15 protein-coding genes are annotated in these 19,785 nt (G+C 50.7%); 5 read left to right on the forward strand and 10 right to left on the reverse strand.

Annotated features, from left to right (window positions below):
- Positions 1–95: 95 nt before the first annotated feature.
- From ACJJJA_RS20560 to ACJJJA_RS20575, 4 genes are all read right to left on the reverse strand, one after another.
- Positions 96–293 carry a hypothetical protein gene (locus ACJJJA_RS20560; protein ID WP_444903244.1) on the reverse strand — a complete coding sequence of 66 codons (198 nt, stop codon included), beginning with the start codon at positions 291–293 and terminating at the stop codon, positions 96–98.
- A gap of 317 nt (positions 294–610) precedes the next feature.
- Positions 611–1,033, reverse strand: coding sequence for a GFA family protein (locus ACJJJA_RS20565; RefSeq protein WP_444903245.1), 423 nt, complete (start codon positions 1,031–1,033; stop codon positions 611–613).
- Positions 1,034–1,097: 64 nt separating this feature from the next.
- Positions 1,098–1,472, reverse strand: a complete 375-nt coding sequence (locus ACJJJA_RS20570; protein WP_444903246.1) for a hypothetical protein — start codon at positions 1,470–1,472, stop codon at positions 1,098–1,100.
- Positions 1,473–1,866: 394 nt separating this feature from the next.
- Positions 1,867–7,044 carry a DUF748 domain-containing protein gene (locus ACJJJA_RS20575; RefSeq protein WP_444903247.1) on the reverse strand — a complete coding sequence of 1,726 codons (5,178 nt, stop codon included), beginning with the start codon at positions 7,042–7,044 and terminating at the stop codon, positions 1,867–1,869.
- Between the two features lie 258 nt (positions 7,045–7,302).
- Here ACJJJA_RS20575 and ACJJJA_RS20580 point away from each other — a divergent pair, with 258 nt between their 5' ends.
- The 3 genes from ACJJJA_RS20580 (at position 7,303) to cobB (ending at position 11,974) form a co-directional block, all read left to right on the forward strand.
- Positions 7,303–9,588, forward strand: coding sequence for a slr1591 family oxidoreductase (locus ACJJJA_RS20580; protein ID WP_444903248.1), 2,286 nt, complete (start codon positions 7,303–7,305; stop codon positions 9,586–9,588).
- 169 nt (positions 9,589–9,757) lie between these two features.
- Positions 9,758–11,065, forward strand: coding sequence for an NAD(P)/FAD-dependent oxidoreductase (locus tag ACJJJA_RS20585; RefSeq protein WP_444899727.1), 1,308 nt, complete (start codon positions 9,758–9,760; stop codon positions 11,063–11,065).
- A gap of 204 nt (positions 11,066–11,269) precedes the next feature.
- Positions 11,270–11,974, forward strand: a complete 705-nt coding sequence (gene cobB, locus ACJJJA_RS20590; protein WP_444903249.1) for a Sir2 family NAD+-dependent deacetylase — start codon at positions 11,270–11,272, stop codon at positions 11,972–11,974.
- A 19-nt stretch (positions 11,975–11,993) separates the two neighbouring features.
- Here cobB and ACJJJA_RS20595 read toward each other — a convergent pair whose 3' ends face one another.
- Positions 11,994–12,575, reverse strand: coding sequence for a SixA phosphatase family protein (locus tag ACJJJA_RS20595; protein ID WP_444903250.1), 582 nt, complete (start codon positions 12,573–12,575; stop codon positions 11,994–11,996).
- Between the two features lie 179 nt (positions 12,576–12,754).
- Positions 12,755–13,234, reverse strand: a complete 480-nt coding sequence (locus tag ACJJJA_RS20600; protein ID WP_252083443.1) for a DNA binding protein — start codon at positions 13,232–13,234, stop codon at positions 12,755–12,757.
- A gap of 545 nt (positions 13,235–13,779) precedes the next feature.
- On the opposite strand from ACJJJA_RS20600, the gene ACJJJA_RS20605 reads away from it, so the two are divergent.
- The gene (locus ACJJJA_RS20605) at positions 13,780–14,226 is read left to right on the forward strand and encodes a CBS domain-containing protein (protein ID WP_252083444.1); all 447 of its coding nucleotides are present in this window, start codon (positions 13,780–13,782) and stop codon (positions 14,224–14,226) included.
- A gap of 2 nt (positions 14,227–14,228) precedes the next feature.
- On the opposite strand, the gene ACJJJA_RS20610 is transcribed toward ACJJJA_RS20605, so the two are convergent.
- Positions 14,229–16,079, reverse strand: coding sequence for an SLC13 family permease (locus ACJJJA_RS20610; protein ID WP_444903251.1), 1,851 nt, complete (start codon positions 16,077–16,079; stop codon positions 14,229–14,231).
- A 739-nt stretch (positions 16,080–16,818) separates the two neighbouring features.
- Between ACJJJA_RS20610 and mnmH the strand changes: the two genes are divergently transcribed.
- Positions 16,819–17,904 carry a tRNA 2-selenouridine(34) synthase MnmH gene (gene mnmH, locus ACJJJA_RS20615; RefSeq protein ID WP_444903252.1) on the forward strand — a complete coding sequence of 362 codons (1,086 nt, stop codon included), beginning with the start codon at positions 16,819–16,821 and terminating at the stop codon, positions 17,902–17,904.
- Between the two features lie 104 nt (positions 17,905–18,008).
- On the opposite strand, the gene ACJJJA_RS20620 is transcribed toward mnmH, so the two are convergent.
- The 3 genes from ACJJJA_RS20620 to ACJJJA_RS20630 are packed head-to-tail and all read right to left on the reverse strand — an operon-like array spanning position 18,009 to position 19,759.
- The gene (locus ACJJJA_RS20620; RefSeq protein ID WP_444903253.1) at positions 18,009–18,938 is read right to left on the reverse strand and encodes an SDR family oxidoreductase; all 930 of its coding nucleotides are present in this window, start codon (positions 18,936–18,938) and stop codon (positions 18,009–18,011) included.
- Positions 18,939–18,952: 14 nt separating this feature from the next.
- Entirely contained in the window at positions 18,953–19,336 is a 384-nt protein-coding gene (locus ACJJJA_RS20625) for a VOC family protein (RefSeq protein ID WP_444887301.1), read from the reverse strand.
- A gap of 54 nt (positions 19,337–19,390) precedes the next feature.
- Entirely contained in the window at positions 19,391–19,759 is a 369-nt protein-coding gene (locus tag ACJJJA_RS20630) for a DUF2750 domain-containing protein (protein WP_252086029.1), read from the reverse strand.
- Between the last annotated feature and the right edge of the window lie 26 nt (positions 19,760–19,785).

The following is a 19,785-nucleotide window of genomic DNA, read 5'->3' on the forward strand; positions in this document are numbered from 1 at the left end:
AACAGCCTGCAGTAGCAAAGAAATGTAGCAGGAAAATGTAGTAGGGAAATACTTCTGGAGAGATACGCGCTACTTAAAAGTAACGCGCAATAAATCTAGCGGCCTAAAAATAAAACCAAAATAGCAATAACCAAACCAACCAACAACACCCATACTCCTCGAAGCATCAAAGAGCGAGCATACTCCGCTTCTTTATACCGCAACGCATAGGGAATTCCGGTAATCGGGCCAAGAAATATAGTGACAATTCCCCAAACCCAGTGCTTATTACCCAAGGCAGTCAATGCAGCCATTAGGCCCCCAAACCAACACAGGGTCACACCTATGACACATACTACTAAGGCGATTATGGACCACCACTGATTGGCCAGGAAAATTTCTACTATCTGTGTTTCTGTCATGGCACTCTGCCACTCCCTATTACTACTTGATCATTGCAAATTTTCAGGCCCTTTTCACAGCTTGATAATGCTGCTTCCAGATAGCCCAAATTACCCACGATTTGCCATGGGCACAGCCGCTTTCAAACCGATAGCGCTGTTAACGAACAATAGTAACCTTAAAGGGGGACAAATGGTCCCCCCAAAAGTAATCAGGAGTGTGTGATCACTTACTCTCCGGAAAATTCAGTGACCAGCTCTAGGCCGGTTATGTTTCTGGTCTCATTGGCAAAGCTATAGTATGTGGGCTTTTCATCAATAAATATCTGATGGGTCATTGTCACTTCAGGGGGAAGTTCGAAGATACCCGCAGGAACCGAATACTGCTGGGTTTCCTTTAGTCGGTAGAAGAGATGGGAGCCACAATTGGAACAGAAACCGCGTTCAGCCCAGTCCGAAGAGTCAAATACAGATACATGCTCCTCACCAGAGATTTCCACACTGGTCTGGCAGTCCACCGCCAACAGTGGACCACCGCTCCACTTTTTACACATGCTACAGTGACAGACTCCAAGGTCAGAAGAAGGCAGCTCGGCCTTGATGGTCACAGAACCACACAGGCAGCTTCCCTGTGCTGGATTAGTATCACTCATATTTTCCTCTCTCTTCTGTAAAGCTATAGAAGCGTACACTTACTAACTGTTGCCACAGGGCAATCTAAGACTCATAAAACTTACAACGGCGCTTGAACCAGTTAATTCTTTTAGTGTGATTCTCTGGGCAGTTTTCCATACACTGGCTACCAAGCGCTTTCAGGGTGATTGCCTCTGGGTAATTTGCCACTACTTCCCCCGCAACGATATGACGAAAACCTGGTTCGTCTGCCGTAATAAGAAAGTGGTTTTCTTTATTACCAATTAAAATTTTTTCTCTGGCCATAGCATAAACCTGGAATTCCCACATCCCCCAGGAGCTCCATTTATTCATAACCAGGCATGTAGACATGGTTTTTAGAGGCTGCTGCTGCTGCTGCTGCTCAATAGCAAATGAAGAACTTGAGAACAGCAGTAGGAAAAATATAATTATTCTCATATTCAATCCCTGAATACTTATAGCAGTAAATAAGTTGACAGATAGTCGCAATATCAGTAGTAAATAGCACTACCCAAAGAGAGGTATACTCATCCCAACTATGTCACAAAAATGAGAAGCACTTCAAGATATGGTAATATGATTTACCTTTTGGGCATTTATAACCCAAACTTCACTGAAAAAGCATAGAAATATCTTGCAGATTTTATTGATAAATAAAGCAAGTTAGAATATAGAAAGTATTTCATTTATTAATAACAACATATCTACACACTGATAAATATAGCCACTGACACTTCCACTAAACACTCATCCAAGAGGATGATATATCTCCAGCATAGAGAATAAGGCACCCCACCAAATATCAACTTTCCTTAGAAATAAGTCACTGACATTAATTAGAAAATTCAACTCTTGGATCACCAAAGTCACGTCCCATATAATCCGGTGCGCAAGGAATAAGCTCAGCAGCTGGGATACCTGCATCAATCAAATAGCGCTCAACTTTTCGACTGCGCTCTAAGGCTAACTTCTCAAATTCTTCACGCAAGAAAATCGGCGGCCTACGGTAGAAATTTGATAAAAATCTGCGACTACCACGTAGACCAATTGTTGAATTTGGGTACATTGCATTCCAATCCCTGGCATTGGCAATACCACAAACACCAGGACGGGCATCTGGATGTTTATGTAACACTGCAACCATTTGCTGAAGTTGTGCCAGCGCCAATCCACTTAACTCCGCACTGCCGGGAGCAAAATCGATAGAATCAAAGGACTTCGCCATAAATCGCCCCCAGGCCAATTTAGCCAAAAGATAAATACCATAGGGGGTGAAGTAACTAAACAAAGCATCCATAATGGCTTTATGTAGTAACTCGCTGAAGACATACTCCATAGAAAACTTTGGATCGCGGATATTACCGGTTACAGGCATACCAAATTTCACATTCCCCTTACCGTCTTTTAACAGCCAAAGGGCAAGGTTCAGAGGGATAAACCTCTTCTTAACTGATAATTGATCATCTTTTCGTACACGCCGAACCTTTATTTTTTCCAAGACCACATCGGCAAAGGCATTTAATTGATTTTCATAGACATGGATATTCACCACCGCATCCATCTGCCCCTGCAGTATCTTGAAACCAAGTAGCTTGGCCATATAAGGCGTAGCCGGTATCAGATTTACATTAGCCAGATAACCGGTCAGATCCGCATTCCATTTTTTTTGTCCCAAGTAGTCTATTGTCCCGCCTAATTGAATATCGCCAAATCCACCGGGGCGGCCATTCGCGACAATCACAGCTGGAGGATGCTCCCCCACATTGCTGATATCACTGAGATTAAGATTGATATCGCGTACTGGCAGCCGTGCGCGAAACTCATGTTTTCGATCCACCCAGGTAAAAGTACCATGGCGTAGGTGGATATCACCAATATGGTATAAGAGTGGAGGCCGGTGTTTTTTCTTCCTATGCAGATATTGATTAATCGGTATCCCTCGCAGTTCGGCAATCTCCCAGGTTACCGGAAACTGACCCTGCTCATCCCTCAACAAGATAAAACGTGGGCGCAGGAAATCGATAAAATCAATCGTCAATAACTCCATACGCTTATGGAAACTCAAGCCTTTAATATGCAACAACCTAAAGTCCCCAACGGTACTGTGGCGTTCAAACTCGGGAACCCCAGGATCCCGGTTGAAGAAATGGAAATGTACGGCCTCCCCCCAGGCGAAGTACCATTCTTCTGAATTCATAGAAAAGTGGGCAATCTCAATACTTTCCCCCTCTACTAATAATTCGCCTCGTGGTGAAAAAAGATCAATATTCTCAACCTTAAACAGTGGAAGAGTTAGCCCGTGTACGCCATTGAAGTTACCATCCAACTCAACAGCTCCGAGTTTGAAGCAATGAATCCCTTGATCAAAATAACCAGTGGGAATACAGCTGGCGATACTCAGAAGCCGTAGTTGCTGTACTCCTAGAGATCGTCCCTCCAAACGCAATTGCTCCACTTGCAATCTCTGCGTCTTCAATAACGGGAAAGACAATGCTTGCGTAAAGCCCTTCTCATGCATTTGTATTTCCACCACACTGATGTCCCTGAGCAGAAAAATCCTTCCGGTCGCCCCTTGTAGACTTTCCATACCTCCCAAGCGTAATTGGCTCAACTGATAACAAGGCGCAATATTTTTGTCTTTCAAAAGTCCGGCGGGTAAACAGCCACTGGCACCCTGCACCCGTACCAGTGCCTCCCCCTCAAGAGAGATATTATCCAGCTGAAAGTTGGGTATTTTAATTGGCTCAGTATTTTTGCGTGGAATAGAGAGACCAGCTAAATGTAAGGAGCCCTCAAGAGTAAAAGGCCGACTTAGGGATACGCGCTGCAAACCTGGCATATACAGCTCATCGACGCCATAACAGCTCCGCGTATCTCCAGCTCTGGATCGCTCAAGCCTTTCTATCGTTACAATCTTGCCGGAGTCTGGCAGGCACACCCGGGTATTGAGAATCTTTAAGTCGGCAACAGAAAAGTCCTTCCCACCATTCCAGTTGACTCCCCGCAAACTCAACTGTTGCAGGCCTGCCTGCAGGAAATCTCTGCCTTTTTGCCAAAAAGCGATTGGACCAGTGTAAACAGCGCCAGAACTAATCCGATCAATGCTACTTTCAAAGCCAATACTAATTGGGTTACCCGTAAATTTTATCTGTGGTGTTTCAATACAGTCAGCCAGGTTTGCCCTATCGATTTCACTAGGGAACAGGCGCTGTAAACCACAAACTAAGATATTGTCGATCGTTAAATCGTAGAGATCGATGGAGCCGGGGGAAAAATAAATCCGAGGAATGTCAAGTTTTGCAAACTGCCAAATGGGCTCGGCAGAGGCAGCACGGGTAAATTCTGTCACTCCCAGTGACACCCCACTGCTATTGATAGAGTGCAAGTCCCGACTGTATATACAATGGGGGAGTTTTCCCATTATGCCCTGTCGCTGTGGGAGACAAGCCAATAGGGACTCTGCAGACAGCTTGTCAAACTTTATTTCTGAAGTGGCAGCACCATTGCGGGACCAGAGAAATTCTAATTCTGGCAGAGAAAGCTGTTGAATATCCAGTGCAGCTATTCCGTCCATCTCCAGCAGTTGAATCTGAGCAATGCTGGAGTCATTCAAATTGGCCGATGCTTGCTGTCGACCAAACTCCAAGTGGAAGGCTTCGCCTAAATGCAACTTCTGCAGGTCTATACAGCGAATGTGAATATCAGAAAGTACCGCGATATCCGGTAGGCAAATATCCAGTATTTGCAATGCACTTTCAGGCAAGGCGATATAAGTGCTGAGCGCCGCAGACGGTAAATAACGGATTCTAACTAATGGGAAATTCAGGTCTTCAATATTTAGCAGGGAGCGATTTTGTGTCGTGTGTGCCAGAGCACGCTCGATAGAAAATTCTGCAGTGGCAATATCAAAGCCTTCGCGCCAAGCAATGCGAAGAGGCTGTTGCTGGCGCAAGTCACGAAAGTCAAAGCAAGTGGGCATTTTCTCAAGCGGCAGGGAGTCCCGGTAAATTAACCGCGCCCAAGAATCTGGTAAGCAACCATCTAAGCGCTGCAAACTGGCATTTTCCAATTTGAAGTTTGGCGCATTGACACTGGCCATTTGGTTACTGGCTTGAGGCCCCTGCTCCTCTAGATTGCCCTTCTCCGTACTATAATCCGCGTCTATCGAGCCGATACTTGATGCCATGGCGCTGGCAGCCCAGGGGTCTTCAACGGCTTCGCGGCGAAAATATCCGCTGCCATTGGCCATTTTCTGTAATAAAAGCCCTTTATTACCGCTGGGGCTATCCCCCAACATAAGTCGTTGCACCCCCAATTTGCCAAAAATGGCATACCCATCCTCACCCGTTTGCAGGGCAAAGTTACCCTGTCCCTTAAGACTGTTGAGTTGGGCGCACAAGGGCCCCAAGCCCTCAGGCAGCAAGCCACGCGATAAGCAGCCAGACAAGGATTCCAGGGAAAAATCCTGAATTGAGTAAGGTGTATCCGATGCTAAAGTGTCGATACCCTCCCACTTTAATTGACGCAGTCGTAGCCTCTCTTCTGCCAATCCCTCTAGCTGCATCTGTCCCAGATACATTGGCCCACTGGCAACTCCCCAGGAAACCGACTTGGGCTTCGAACCAAAACGAAGCGCCACTTTTTCCTCTCCACGTAAACCAGCTAAGCGCACGCAGTGATCGGGTTTACCCCACAATTCACCGGGCACACAGCCGCTGGCACTATCCACCGATAAACTGCCCACCGAGAGAATTCGGCTGGCCTTATCAAACTCCAGTGGACCCAGCCGAGCTTGCTGTGCTGTCAGAGGCTGCCTGTGGGGCTGGGCGACATCCACATAGCGCACCTGTTGGGCGCGACTGGGACCGGTAATTATTTTGAGCGGTTGATTCCAGTCAAACTTGGTAGGACCGGGGAGATTCAGGGTAGTGGCTCGCACACAAAAGTGGTGTTTGGCATCGCGTAAGTGCTGTGGACACCAATCGAAGGCGGTAGCGCCCGCACGACGCCAGCGCAGCCGTTTAATCGGGCGAACATAATCAAAATCGCGGATAGTAATGGTTTCTGCGCGCCAGTCCTGCCAACGCTGATCGCTGCGCCGTAATATAACGCCTTCGCCATTGGCACGGCGCCACTGCGCCATAGCGACACGACCAAAATCAAATTTTAAATCCCCAGCGGCTTTCAAACGACGCGCTGCGGCACAGTGGCCGATCAAGCGCTGTAATCCGTGAATCGCATCAGCCCACTGTTGTGGCGGGCAACTGGAAAAAAATTCTGCGTGGAAGGCATCCGCTTCGGTGCGCAAACTAGGCCAACGAAAATCCCCAGACTTCAAGTGCAGATGCGCCAAAGTCGTGTTATATCGCGCAGACTTTCTCTCTCTGGCTAATAATTCGTGTAATTCAATCCCAGCAGCGGCAATATCAACTTTTAGGGGAACGTTTCCTTTGCGCCACAGCCCCAGGGTGAAATCCCGCGCTCTTATATCGCCAATGTAAACGCAGGAGGCTGTAGACCAGATGGGCTTGTGTAAATAGCAGAGTTCGCTATTACGAATTCGTGCTCGCTCGATTGCCAGCTTAAAATCCCTATCCTTGCGCTCAACCTGTGCCAAATCCCAGCCGCCCACCTCCCATTCTCTGCGCCATTCTCCCGGCACAGATTGCAGATCCATATAGGCGCCACTAATAGAGACTCGAGGCAGATTGGCGCGACCACGCAGCAACTGCCACCAACTGTAATCCAGCAGAATTTCCTGGGCGGAAAACCCTCTCCCCTCGCGGTTGATTGCACGCGCATCTACAAGCAACAAGCTTAAATCCAGCAGAGACACTCGAAAGTGTTGTGCCTGAAAATCCAGGCCGCGCTCGGCCATCCATGAACTGGCCTTATCGCGTACCAAACCGGAAAGCACGAATGAAAAGCCTTCCAGCAATAATAATCCGCCAATCAACCACCACAGCAAGTGATGAAAGCGGGCATTATGACGGGCAGGCTCTGTTGGCATTGGAAAAATCGCGCCGCGAAATGAGTTGAACGCAAGCTGCAACGACAGCCAAGCCCATAAAGTAAAGACCAGCCCCAGAGTTTTTTTTACCCTGGCGTCGCGATTCGCGATAATGAAGGCTGACGTCGTGTGATCAGTCTCGCCGCAACTCACGCTGTCTAAAATTTATCCAGAAGTGAATTTGCGCGGCGGGAGAATTTGGCTGGCGGGCAATGGCTTTACCCCAGCAACTGTTGCAGAAATCAGTAGTGAGCAAAAATGCAGGAGCATCCTAACTACCAGGATATCGTTCTGGTCGGCGGTGGCCACACCCATGCCATAGTGTTGCAAATGTGGGCAATGAACCCGCTGCCGGGTGCGCGCCTGACATTGGTTTCTCCACAAATCCAAACCGCCTATTCCGGTATGTTGCCGGGGATGGTAGCGGGCCACTATTCACTGGATGACACCCATATCGATCTGGCGCGCCTGTGTCGCGCTGCAGGCGCTCGTTTTATTCAGGCCTGTGCCCACCATATCGACGTAAAGGCGCACACGGTATCCCTGCTCGGGCGTCCACCATTAGAGTACGACCTCTTGTCCCTGGATGTCGGTGCCACCCCGGTGCGTGAGCTGCCCGGCTCAGAATTGGCAATCCCCATCAAGCCTATCGGACATTTTTACAACTTCTGGCAAAAACTGCAGAGACATGTACAGAAAAATCGCACATCTCTGCGCCTGGGTATTGTCGGCGGCGGTGCCGGTGGTTGCGAACTGGCCATGGCAATGGCTTATAGCCTGGAGGAGCAGATCTATTCCGGGCGAGTACAAATACACCTGATACACGGAGCTGATGAAATACCGCAAGGCTACCCTTTCCTCGCGCGAAAATTAGTGGCCCGTGAGCTCGATAGCCTCGGCGTAGAGATACATCACAACTGGCCGGTATCAGAAATTACTGAGCAGGGCGTACGCAACAACAATAGCGAGTTACTCAACCTGGATCAGGTGCTGCTCTCAACCAACGCCTGTGCTCCCCCCTGGCTGGCGGATTCCCAGCTAGCTCTGGACGATAAAGGCTTCGTAGTAGTAGACCGTAAACTGCGTGCCCAGGGGCACCAGGAAATCTTTGCCGCCGGTGACGTGGCCAGTTTTTCCGCCGGGCCGCTGCCCAAGGCGGGTGTCTACGCAGTGCGGCAAGGGCCGGTGCTATTTCACAATCTGCGCGCCACTCTCACCGGACAGCCATTGAAAAATTACCGGCCGCAAAAGCGCTTTCTGAGCCTGTTGGCCTGTGGCGGCAAGCGCGCGGTTGCGGTGCGCAATGGACTTGCCGCAGTGGGAGCCCCCCTGTGGCGCTGGAAAGACCATATTGATCGCAACTTTATGCAGCGCTTTAGCGATCTGCCCATCAGCATGGAAGAGATGCCTAGCGCCCATCCTCGCGAGATACTCAACCAGCGCCAGGGCATCTCTCTGGCGAGCATGCGCTGCAATGGCTGCGGTGCCAAGGTAGGCCCTGAAGTACTACGCGGCGCTCTGGCCAAGCTTCCCATACAGCAATCTGAGTACCTACTGCGCGGACTCGGAGATGATGCCGCCGTGATGGACCTGCCCGCCTCGCAATTATTGGTGCAGAGTTCCGACCAACTGCGCGCCCCGGTTGCAGACCCCTGGCTGTTCGGGCGACTTGCCGCTTTGCACGCACTCTCTGACCTGTTCGCTATGCATGCCCGCCCGGTGAGTGCACAGGTATTGGCCACCTTGCCCACCGCGGCAGAAGAAATCACCCAACGGGACTTACAACAGCTGCTCGCCGGTACGATTTACGAACTCAACCGCCACCATTGCGTACTCTCCGGTGGCCACACTGCCGAAGGAGCGGAGATGCAGTTGGGCCTCACTGTGAACGGCCTGGCTGAGCGCGAGCAACTGCTGGAAAAATGTGGGGCTCACACAGGAGACTGTCTGATATTGAGTAAACCCTTGGGCATCGGCACCATTCTCGCCGCCGAGGGGATGGGAGAAGCCAAAGGTCGCTGGCTGCAAAAGGCATTGGAGACCATGCTGCACAGCAATGCCGCCGCTTCCGGGGTTTTCGCCCAACACGGCGCCCACGCTCTCACTGATGTCACGGGCTTTGGTTTACTCGGCCACTTATTGGAAATGCTGAAACCCGATGGGCTCAGTGCCACTCTAATCGCCGAGCCGCTGCCACTGATTCCCGGCGCCCGTCAGTGCATTGAGCGCGGCTGGTTATCCAGCCTACAACCGCAGAACGCCAGTGCCTATTCCTTTGTGGAAAACCCCCGGGAGTGGCAATCCCTACCACACTGGGCGCTACTCACTGATCCACAGACCTGTGGTGGCCTGCTCGCCGCTGTTCCTGCCAGTAAGGCTGAAGCCTGCGTTCGCGCCCTACTACAGAGTGGCTGCAGCCAGGCCGCCATCATCGGAGTGATCAACACTAGTGGCAACCCCCAGCCAAAGGTACATCTACGTCGGGATGGCCACTGGCGGCAGTTAATCACTCACAATAGCGAGGCGGAACACAGCCAAGTGTAATCATCCCGCTTTTACTTCTACTTATCATCACTTGTTGGGGCCTGTTGATATCACTGCCAATGCGGAGGATACTGGCAGAAAACAAGCGCCGCTAACCATGTATTGCGGCGATAGGTCTTCACAGATTGGGGAGTCGGCTTATTAGTAATCGACAGGAAGACCACCCACCATGAAAAAAATTGTGATCATCGGCGGCGGCGCTAGTGGGCTACATCTAGCCACGCGGCTCGGGCACTATTTCAGTTTTACCCCGTTCATGGGAAAAAGACGCAACTCTCCCACAGCACAAATTACTCTGGTCGATAAGAATCGTACCCATATCTGGAAGCCCCTGCTCCATCAAGTTGCCGCTGGCGCATTAGACGCCAATATGGACGCCCTTAACTATCAAGTACACGCCCGCGCTAACGGCTATGAATTCCAGCTCGGCGCCCTACAGTCTCTCGACAGAAAGCGTCGGGTTGTCACTTTAGGGGCGGTGTTGGATGACGAGGGCCATGAGTTGGTGGCTTCCCGCGAACTGGAATACGATTATTTAGTTCTCTGTATCGGCAGCAAGAGCAACGATTTCCACACTCACGGCGTACGCGATCATTGCGTCTTTCTCGACAGCAGTGAGCAGGCACAGAAATTCCACCAGCAGCTTCTCAATCATTTTTTGCGCCTGGAAACCCACACTAACAACAGCTTGCAGATTGCCATAGTTGGTGGCGGCGCTACCGGAGTGGAGTTGTCGGCAGAGCTGGTGGATGCAAGCAAGCAGATGGGCAACTATGGGCGAATCAGCTCGGATGCTATTGATATCACCGTAGTCGAAGCCGGGCCGCACCTGTTGCCGGCTCTGCCGGCGCGCTTGGGCAATAATGCCGAGCGCGAACTGAGCAAAATGGGAGTGCGCGTACTCACCGGTTGCAGTATCGCGAGTGCCAATCCCACGGGTCTCACCACCGGTGACGGCATGGAAATTCCTGCAGCGATTCGCGTCTGGGCTGCTGGGGTCAAAGCTCCCGATTTTCTCAACCGTCTCGATGGGCTCGCCACTAATCGCCTCAATCAAATAGAGGTGAAAACCACACTGCAAACTCAAACTGATCCAAGTATTTTTGCCATGGGAGATTGTGCCAGTTGCGTCGATGGTGACGATCAGCGGGTACCGCCGCGCGCTCAAGCAGCACAACAGATGGCCAAACTCACCGCCTCCAATTTGATCGCTTTGATTGAGAACAAACCCCTGGAACATTTTTACTATCGCGATCGAGGCTCCCTGGTTTCACTGAGTAAATACACTGCGGTAGGAAATTTGATGGGCACCCTGGTAAAAGGCAGCCTCACCGTAGAAGGGCGTATTGCAGGTTTTGCCTACCGCTCACTCTATCGCATGCACCTTGCGGCAATCCACGGCTGGCCAAAGGCGATGTTGCTTTATCTCATTGGACAGGCCAACCGCGCGGTGAGCCCTCGCCTTAAATTACACTGAGGAAACCAAAAAAGTTATCTCAATAAATTAAGCGGTCAATCTTGGTCGCTTTAACTTGGCCATCTGATTTATGCCTATCAACCGTAATATTTTTCTTGCTCTACATAACTAAAGCTTTCAGGCTTTCGATGAAATATTGATCCCCGTAAACTGTTCAATATATTTTTATGCCCTAATCACAGCAGCTTGGCGAAATTATTTCCTATGCAATATCAACGTATCGTGGTGCTGACCGGCGCCGGTATCTCCGCAGAATCTGGTATCCGTACTTTTCGCGGGGCCGACGGCCTATGGGAAAACCAACGTATCGAAGATGTCGCTACCCCCGAAGCTTTTGAGCGCAATCCCCAACTGGTACAGCGTTTTTACAACGAACGTCGTCAACATCTAATATCTGGAGATGTAGTACCCAACGCAGCTCATCGGGCTTTAGCCGAACTGGAAAAAGAGTTCACCGGGGAGTTTTTGTTGGTTACCCAAAATATCGATGACCTCCATGAGCGCGCCGGCAGCCATCATCTGATCCATATGCATGGCGAACTGCTCAAAGCCCGCTGCAGCAGCAGCGGCCAGCTGTTTTCCCTGCGGGAGGATCTGTTGGTTAGCGATCACTGCAACTGTTGTGGACTGTCAGGTACCTTGCGCCCCCATGTGGTGTGGTTTGGGGAAATGCCGCTGCAGATGGAGGCGATTTACGAAGCCCTGAGCCAGTGCGACCTGTTTATCAGTATTGGCACCTCCGGCAATGTCTATCCGGCTGCCGGATTTGTAGAATGTGCCAACCTGGCGGGAGCACACAGTGTGGAATTAAATTTAGAACCCAGCAGTGTGGGTGATGCTTTCACCGAGCACCGATACGGACCGGCCTCGGCGATTGTTAGAGATTTTGTGCGCGAGCTGCTCGACTAGCGTATACACAACTAAGCAGCTACTGCGTTTGCGAAAGTTCAGCTACGTGTTGTTGTCTGCTGTCCTTACCGTAGCGTTGTAACAGAGTGGTTACCTGGCCTCGGTCACGAATAACAATATAGAGGCGATCGTATTCATCGGATTCTCTAATTGGAGCACCTTGTTCCCCTCCGAGAAGGGCCACCATTTCCGGCGTAGTATTACTATGCCCAACGACCAAGATTCGATCGCCGGCCTGGTCCAAATCCACGGCAAACTCTTTTAATTTACGGTAATCATAGCTTTGTACCGGCAAACCTCGCTGTTCAGCCAATGGGCGGGCAGTTTCCCTGGTGCGAGTAAAATCGGTGCTGTATACCGCATCAATTTCCACACCTTTGAGTATCCGCGCCAACTGCTCGGCACGGGCCTTGCCAGCTTTTGCTAGTTGTGGATCTTTGCCAGCATTAGGCCCCAGCTCCTTTTCCCCATGGCGCACCAAATAAATAACCTGGCTATTGGTCTGGCTATTGGTATTTGATGTCGCGCTTTCCGCCCAAGTGTTGACCCAAGGCGAACTTATAAAGCCAATGATTAGCAGACTGGTAATTCGGGTAAACACAAGAAGATACTCTCAATCCAATAGTGGTTGGAGGTTATGCAAAGGATATAGGGGCAGTAAACCCATATTCGATGAAATACAGGAGAATGCGTTTAAATTTTTAAGAAATGTAAAGAATACCCTGGTGGAGATTATCCAGCACCGGTATTACCGATGCTGGATAGGAAACCTGAGCAGAATTAGATCTTCCACTCTTTAACGGTTTCCAGACCGTATTCATCGATCCACTGGCTCAGCGCTTTAGGGTTGCGCTTTTTCTTCTCTACAGTGGCACCGGTATACGGATTGCGGTAGTGGCCGGTTTCCAGCTTCGGCTCTGCAGACTTGCTCGCAGTAGCTGCAGCACGGCGGCCGCGACGGGGGCTATCACCCTCTTTTTTCAGGTGACGGGCAACGCGAGACTTAAGAGTCTGTACGTAGTCAGGAGCGTCTTCATCATTCAGCTGGTCTACCAGCCACTCAACGACCTGGCGGCCACGTGCAACGAAGAATTCCTCTTCTTCCATCTGATATTCGGCAGCCAGATTAACCAGTGCCTTATCAAACGCGATAACGCCATCTTTTTTGCGTTCTGCCTGAGCCATTTGCTCCTGCAGTTCTTCGATTCTTGCCTGATGCTCGGCAATTTGCTGTTCGAGTTGTTCGTATTCCTGGAACATTCAATAAACCTCAACGACGGTTATTAAAAATACAGAGAAAACACTGTGGCGGAGGCCGACACAGAGTCGAGTCCGGTTATTCGAAATATCAAAATTGTTAACAGCACCACTAGCCGATTACTGGCGGTTAAGTGATGTTATATTCGGCATATTACGAATTAGCCGAATGAAAAACGAGATACCCTTGCACCGGTCGACTCCAGCGCTAGATATATTCGGCAAATGCATTATTAAAAGCTAGCCGACTTCAGCCTTTTCCGGTATTGAAACCGAAACACTGATTATATTTCTCGGCTGAGGTCGCGAATAATAATCTTTCGCCAACAAATATCAACCGTTTACGCTCTATCATTTGAATATAATAGGAATCTTCACGGTTATTGCTAACAAAATGTAACAAAGGCGTGGATATTCGCCTGAACAAAAGGATATTCAAACATCCCTATTTTGGCTATATTGTAACCGCAGTCGCCAATTGCAAATTATTGCGCTGACTTTTGTTATAGCGCTCATTGCCAAAAACCATTGGATACCTGACGCTCGCTATGTCCAATACCCATAATATTCATCACATGCCCACTTTAGCGGCTCTGATGACGCCGTTTCCCTATCACATCGATATTGATGCAACCGTTGAGGATGCCCTTGCGCTAATGGAAGAGCACAAGGTGCGCCATCTGCCAGTAACCCGAGCCGGCGATCTGGAAACGGTCATCTCCAAGGGAGATATCGAAAGGGCCAACGCCCCCGGACACCGACTGGAAGAGCAACAACTCTATGTCCACGACCTGTGCGCGCGCCGGCCCTTTATTGCCGATATCCATGATCCGTTGGATAAAATCCTAATGGCTATGGCCGATACGGGTATCGGCTCGGTGCTGGTCATGCGCGAAGGAGAACTGGTGGGTATCGTCACAGTGACCGATATACTGCGCTTTTGTAGCAACTATCTTGCGGAATTAGCGCAGCCTGTGGACGACTCCATCGCCTGAGCTTAGAGCGGCCATACCCACAGCAACATGGGGATACTTACAAGCACCACCAGTATCTCCAGGGGCAGCCCCATGCGCCAATAATCTCCAAAATCGAACCCCCCCGGCCCCAGAATCAAGGTATTGTTCTGGTGGCCCACCGGGGTTAGAAAAGCGCAGGATGAGCCGATGGCCACAGCCATTAGAAAGCTGTCCGGATTCACCGCCAGTTGTTCAGCGGTACTAATGGCAATTGAACACATCACCGCCGCAGTAGCCACATTGTTCATAAAGTCCGACAATGTCATGGTAACGATCAATATCAACACCAGAGCCAATACCGAACTACCCTGAGCCAAACTATCCAGCAGCACCTGTGCCACCAAGTCCGCCGCCCCTGTACTTTCCATCACCTCTGCCACGGCAATCAATGTGCCCAACAAAACAATCACAGAACCATCCAAGGCCTCGTAAATGTTTCGCAGCGGCACAACCTTGAGTGCCATAAAAGCCAGCACGCAGGTAGCAAATGAGACCGCTGCGGGGACCAGGCCAAAGGCTGCACCCGCAACTCCCAATGCCATAGCAAGCAGGGCAATGACTGCCTTCTCCTTGTTCGGCATGCCGATATCCCGCTGAGCCAGAGGCACGCAGCCCTGTTCCCGGGCAAACCTATTGAGATGATTATCCGGACCCATCATCAGCAGGGCATCGCCCGCCTGCAACGGCGTAGAACGCAGGCGCTTCACCGATCGGCGCCCCCGCCGGGAGAGGGCCAGCAGATTAATCTGGTAGTTGGTCGAAAGGTGTAAAAACTGAGTCGAACGCCCCACCAAAATAGAATTGGGCATTACAACCAATTCGCGCAACTGCATTTCCTCACCGGTGGGGCCGCTCTTTTCCTTACTCTTATCCCGAGAATCCTCGTCCTGCAGCGGCTTTGCCCCTCCCAGCTGTACAACCACTTTCTTGTCTTTTTCTGTCTCAGCCCCACCAACCATGGTGAGTCCAAGCCTGGTAAGACTCGCTGCTAAGGATGCGGGCTCTGCCTCGATTACCAGAATGTCCCCGCTTTGCACCCGCTGCCAGGGCGCTACTGCCGCTACCCGAGCATCGCTTTGCACCAACCCGACTACCTGTGCATCCTCAGCCCCCAGTACCTTGCCAATTTCACCCAGGCTCTTACCCACTGCCGCACTCTTTTCCCCAACCAGTGCCTCAGTAAGGTAAGTCCCGGTATCGAAACTGGACGCACCCGCTTGGCCGCGACCTGGCACCAGGCGCCAGCCAAGCAGGCCGATAAAGAGCAGGCCAACCAGGGTCACTGCCAAGCCCACCGGGGTGAAATCGAACATGCCGTAACTGCCGGCCCCGGCGCTGTCGCGGAAACCGGAGACCACCAGGTTTGGCGGCGTGCCAATCAGGGTGGTCATGCCACCGAGTATCGTGGCGAAAGACAAGGGCATTAGCACCTTACCCGGAGCCAGGCCCTGTTTTTCCGCCATATCCGCCGCTACCGGCATCAACAGCGCCAAAGCCCCCACATTGTTCATAAACCCTGATAGAAGAGCACCGAGCCCAGTCAGGAGTAACATTGATACTGTGATATTGCCGCTTCGAGGCACTACCCGCTGGGCCAGGGCTCCCATAGCTCCGGTATTCTGCAGGCCACGACTGAGGATCAGCACGCAGGCCACAGTGACCACTGCCGGATGACCAAATCCAGCAAATGCTTTTTCAGGGGGAATTAATCCAAAAAACACACAAGCGAGCAGGGAAGAGAGCGCCACCATATCGTGGCGCCAAGGCCCCCAGATAAACAGCGCTATCGTAATCGCGATAATGATTAGAATAAGCAACTGATCTAGGGTCATAAATACGTATTTCCTGAATGAAGCACTCGTGAAGAATTCCACGGGGCAACTCATTCAGGGTATACAAGGATAAGGTATTGACGGGAATAAAGGCGCCGGAAGACCACTCTTCACTGATCGTTTAGAGGCATAATTTGCGCCAACCAAGTTCAATGGCTCGGTTTCAATGGAAGTCGAGAGCAATCTTCCAATAGTTTTATGGACCAATAGGAAATCTATATTTCTTATTACGATTAAGGGAAATTTTAATTGGACTTATGCTAATAGGGCAAAGTGTAAAATTAGATAAAAATATTGGAATATCCGGAGATATTTTCTGCCCAGGTATTTTAGTGGCGTCAAATTTCACCAAAAATTATGATATCCAAACCATAACGGATACCAAATTATTAATAACTGCTCCCTATTGAAATTCTCACCCTATTACTAACCATATCTTTTCTTCTTATTTGTTAATTGAGCATAAAGGGCCCTGCCCTAAATTAACCCAAAGCGTTACATACACCTTCAGCTAATTAGCCACAAGTATTCACGACTAATGCTCTACTAGCTCCTCAATTATTGGTGGTGACATACCCTGGAGCCATTTTATTCGGTTAACCGCTAAAGTGGATTGGCGTACAAACAAGCAAAAGCCTTACAATCGACCAAAGTTTCTTTGATTAACTCTATAAGAGCCTCAGAGTGGTCAGCCCTCATTAATGAGTGAAGCTCTCCACAGCAATATTGGAGACCCTCCTTGCGCAAAAATACTACGAATTACCGTGATCTATTCCTACACGATATTCCGCTGATGGATGTACGAGCACCGGTGGAGTTTCAGCGCGGAGCATTTCCCCATGCAGAAAACTACCCGTTATTAGACGACCAACAGCGGGAGTTAATTGGTACCGAGTACAAACAGCAGGGGCAACAGGCCGCTATTGATTTGGGATGGCAACTAGCCACGGATAAAGTCGTAGAGCATAGACTCAACGCTTGGAGTACATTTATTCATCGCCACCCCCAAGGTTACCTTTACTGTTTTCGTGGCGGCCTGCGCTCGCGCACTACACAGAAATTATTGCGAGATGTGGGAATTGATTATCCACTAGTTGATGGTGGCTACAAGGCTATGCGCACCTATCTGCTCAGCAAGCTGGAAGGCCTGAGCCAAGAGCTGCCGCTGATCGTTATTGCCGGTCACACCGGCAGTGGTAAGACAGAGTTAATTCAGGGTGCAGAACGGGCACTCGACCTGGAGGGGATTGCCAGGCACCGCGGCTCCAGCTTTGGCCGTACGGGTTGTGATCAGCCTTCTCAAATTGATTTTGAAAACCAAGTGGGTATCGATTTACTCAAGCTGTCGCAAGCTACCGGACCAGTTTTTATCGAGGATGAAAGCCGGCTTATTGGCCGCTGTGCCCTGCCCCCAGTATTACAAAATGCCATGAAAAGCGCTCCCAGAGTCCTGGTGGAGGAACCGCTGGAGCAACGAGCCCGGCGTATTGTGCAAGATTATGTGTGTGAGGCCCTGCCGCGCTTTAAAACTGCTGGCAACTCCGCAGCAACATTGGGAGAAGAACTGCGCAACAACCTGAGTAAAATCCGCAAGCGCCTCGGTGGATTACGCCATCAAACATTGGATGCACAACTTATGGATGCAAATCGAGAATTACAACAGAGTGGAAACAGTGAGGCCTATATTCCACTGGTGATGTGTTTATTGCGAGAATATTACGATGGTGGTTACAACCACCTGATGGAAAAGCGTGACAGCCCTATCCTATTTCGCGGTAGTTTTTCAGAAGTGAAGGACTGGCTGAATCACAGGCGCGACTGTTAGTTAATGGCTAAAAATTTTATGTGGATAATTTTAGTAATGCATCGAGCAGAAAAGTAATTAATCACTCAAATGAAAAACACCGGGGAGGCAGTCCTAAGCCTCACTTATACCTTGTGCGCCAAACGGTTTAACTTGAAACGGCGCAATAAAATCCAGTCCCGCAATTTATGCGGTAACCAGCGCGCAAGCCAGGGCAACAGGCGGCTGCGATTGCCGATACGCACCAGTGTGCGCGGCCGTTTACGTAGTAGTTCACGTACTAACTTACGTGCCAGGGAACTGGCCAGGGTGGCATTTTGTTGAGATTCCTGTGCGCGGGCGCGCACCACTTCCTCCTGGCGCTTATACATTGAATCCGGAGGCAGGAGACCGCGCAGTGATACTTCCGCGTGGCGGCCGAACTCCGAGGCAATAGCCCCGGGCTGTACCGTCATAACGCGAATCCCAAAAGGTTTCAGTTCCAGGCGCAAGACTTCCGAGAGTGTGTGCAGGGCCACTTTGGAAGCGCAGTAGGCCCCAGAGAAAGGGGTAGCCAAAACACCGGATACGGAACCGATATTACAAATTACAGCGCCCTTGCCCGAGCGCATCAACGGCACGCTGGCACGCGCCAGTGCCAGTGGGGCAAATACATTGGTGCGAAACTGATTTTCCAGGGAGCGGGTATCCAGCTCCATCAGCGGGCCCATCTGCCCGTAACCGGCGTTGTTGATCAATATATCCAGACGACCATAAGCGGCCTTGAGAGCGTGTAGCACCCGGTTAATATCTGCCTGGCTATTAACATCCAAAGCTTCGGTAGCGATGCCCAGGTCCGCCAGTTCCTGCAGGCTTTCCGGGCGTCGCGCGGTAGCGATAACAATAGTACCGCGGCGATGCAAGGCCAGGGCCAGCTCGCGACCAATACCACTGGAACATCCCGTAATCAGAACGACTCTGTCTGGCGCCACATAGCCACGGCCAATTTGGGCAAGGCTCTCTGCGGCAAAGCTATCAGGAGATTTTCGAAAACTGGAAACTGGTGGTTTGTTCACGGGGACTGCTCCGTTTACTGGTTCGAATCCTCCGACACGGCCTGGGATTGCTCAATCAGGCCAATAATATTGCCGTAAGGATCGAGAAAACTCGCCATCAGTACGCCCTCGCCAACATCCACCACATCGCTGTGTTGTCGCGCACCCATGGCTCCAAGACGCTCGACCTGTGCGGCCATATCCGCAACCGCCCAGTAGGCGATCACCCCATCCGCGCGGCTGATCGCGCTGCGCGCATCCGGATTCAGGCCCAGTTCACAATGGCCGAGATGAAAACCCACATAGCAATCGCTATCGAAATAGGGCTCTTTCTGCAGCAGCTGCGCATACCAGGCACGGGCCTCTGCAATATCTGTTACACCGTAAATTACTGTACGCAGGCCGAGAAACTGCTCCATTAAGACACCCCGTTGTTTAATTTTTATCCGCTGGGTGGGGCACTATGGCGCAGCTTATTGCAGCTCCTGCTCCAATTGCTCCAGCAGGTCGATGGGTTCCAGCTCCACACCTTCCAGCTCATTGTTCCAGTTCAGCCCCACCAGCAGTACATCCTCGTGCATACCGGTGAGCCAGTCATCCATAAATTCTTCCAGGTCGATAGCTACCGCTTGGTATTCCGCCCAATCGCCCTCACAGTGTGCCTGGGCAAATTCCCGCTGGGACCAAAAGGGCATCACTTCGGTCTGTGGGCGCTTTTCGGATTCGCACAACGCAAAGCCCTCTTCCCCCTGCAGCGCCCAGACGCAGCCCTGTTCGGCAGCCTCTGGCAAAAAACGTGCGCAGTTTTCTTCAAAATCATCAGTTAAGGGTTCGCTTTGCATAACATCTTCGCTTGATAAGTTTGCCA

Source organism: Microbulbifer mixtoriginis (SeqCode), assembly GCF_052466865.1.

Coding starts and splice junctions, on each gene's coding strand:
- ACJJJA_RS20560 (WP_444903244.1), bottom strand. CDS start 293: ATGGCTGCATTGACTGCCTTGGGTAATAAGCACTGGGTTTGGGGAATT.
- ACJJJA_RS20565 (WP_444903245.1), bottom strand. CDS start 1,033: ATGAGTGATACTAATCCAGCACAGGGAAGCTGCCTGTGTGGTTCTGTG.
- ACJJJA_RS20570 (WP_444903246.1), bottom strand. CDS start 1,472: ATGAGAATAATTATATTTTTCCTACTGCTGTTCTCAAGTTCTTCATTT.
- ACJJJA_RS20575 (WP_444903247.1), bottom strand. CDS start 7,044: ATGCCAACAGAGCCTGCCCGTCATAATGCCCGCTTTCATCACTTGCTG.
- ACJJJA_RS20580 (WP_444903248.1), top strand. CDS start 7,303: ATGCAGGAGCATCCTAACTACCAGGATATCGTTCTGGTCGGCGGTGGC.
- ACJJJA_RS20585 (WP_444899727.1), top strand. CDS start 9,758: ATGAAAAAAATTGTGATCATCGGCGGCGGCGCTAGTGGGCTACATCTA.
- cobB (WP_444903249.1), top strand. CDS start 11,270: ATGCAATATCAACGTATCGTGGTGCTGACCGGCGCCGGTATCTCCGCA.
- ACJJJA_RS20600 (WP_252083443.1), bottom strand. CDS start 13,234: ATGTTCCAGGAATACGAACAACTCGAACAGCAAATTGCCGAGCATCAG.
- ACJJJA_RS20605 (WP_252083444.1), top strand. CDS start 13,780: ATGTCCAATACCCATAATATTCATCACATGCCCACTTTAGCGGCTCTG.
- ACJJJA_RS20610 (WP_444903251.1), bottom strand. CDS start 16,079: ATGACCCTAGATCAGTTGCTTATTCTAATCATTATCGCGATTACGATA.
- ACJJJA_RS20625 (WP_444887301.1), bottom strand. CDS start 19,336: ATGGAGCAGTTTCTCGGCCTGCGTACAGTAATTTACGGTGTAACAGAT.
- ACJJJA_RS20630 (WP_252086029.1), bottom strand. CDS start 19,759: ATGCAAAGCGAACCCTTAACTGATGATTTTGAAGAAAACTGCGCACGT.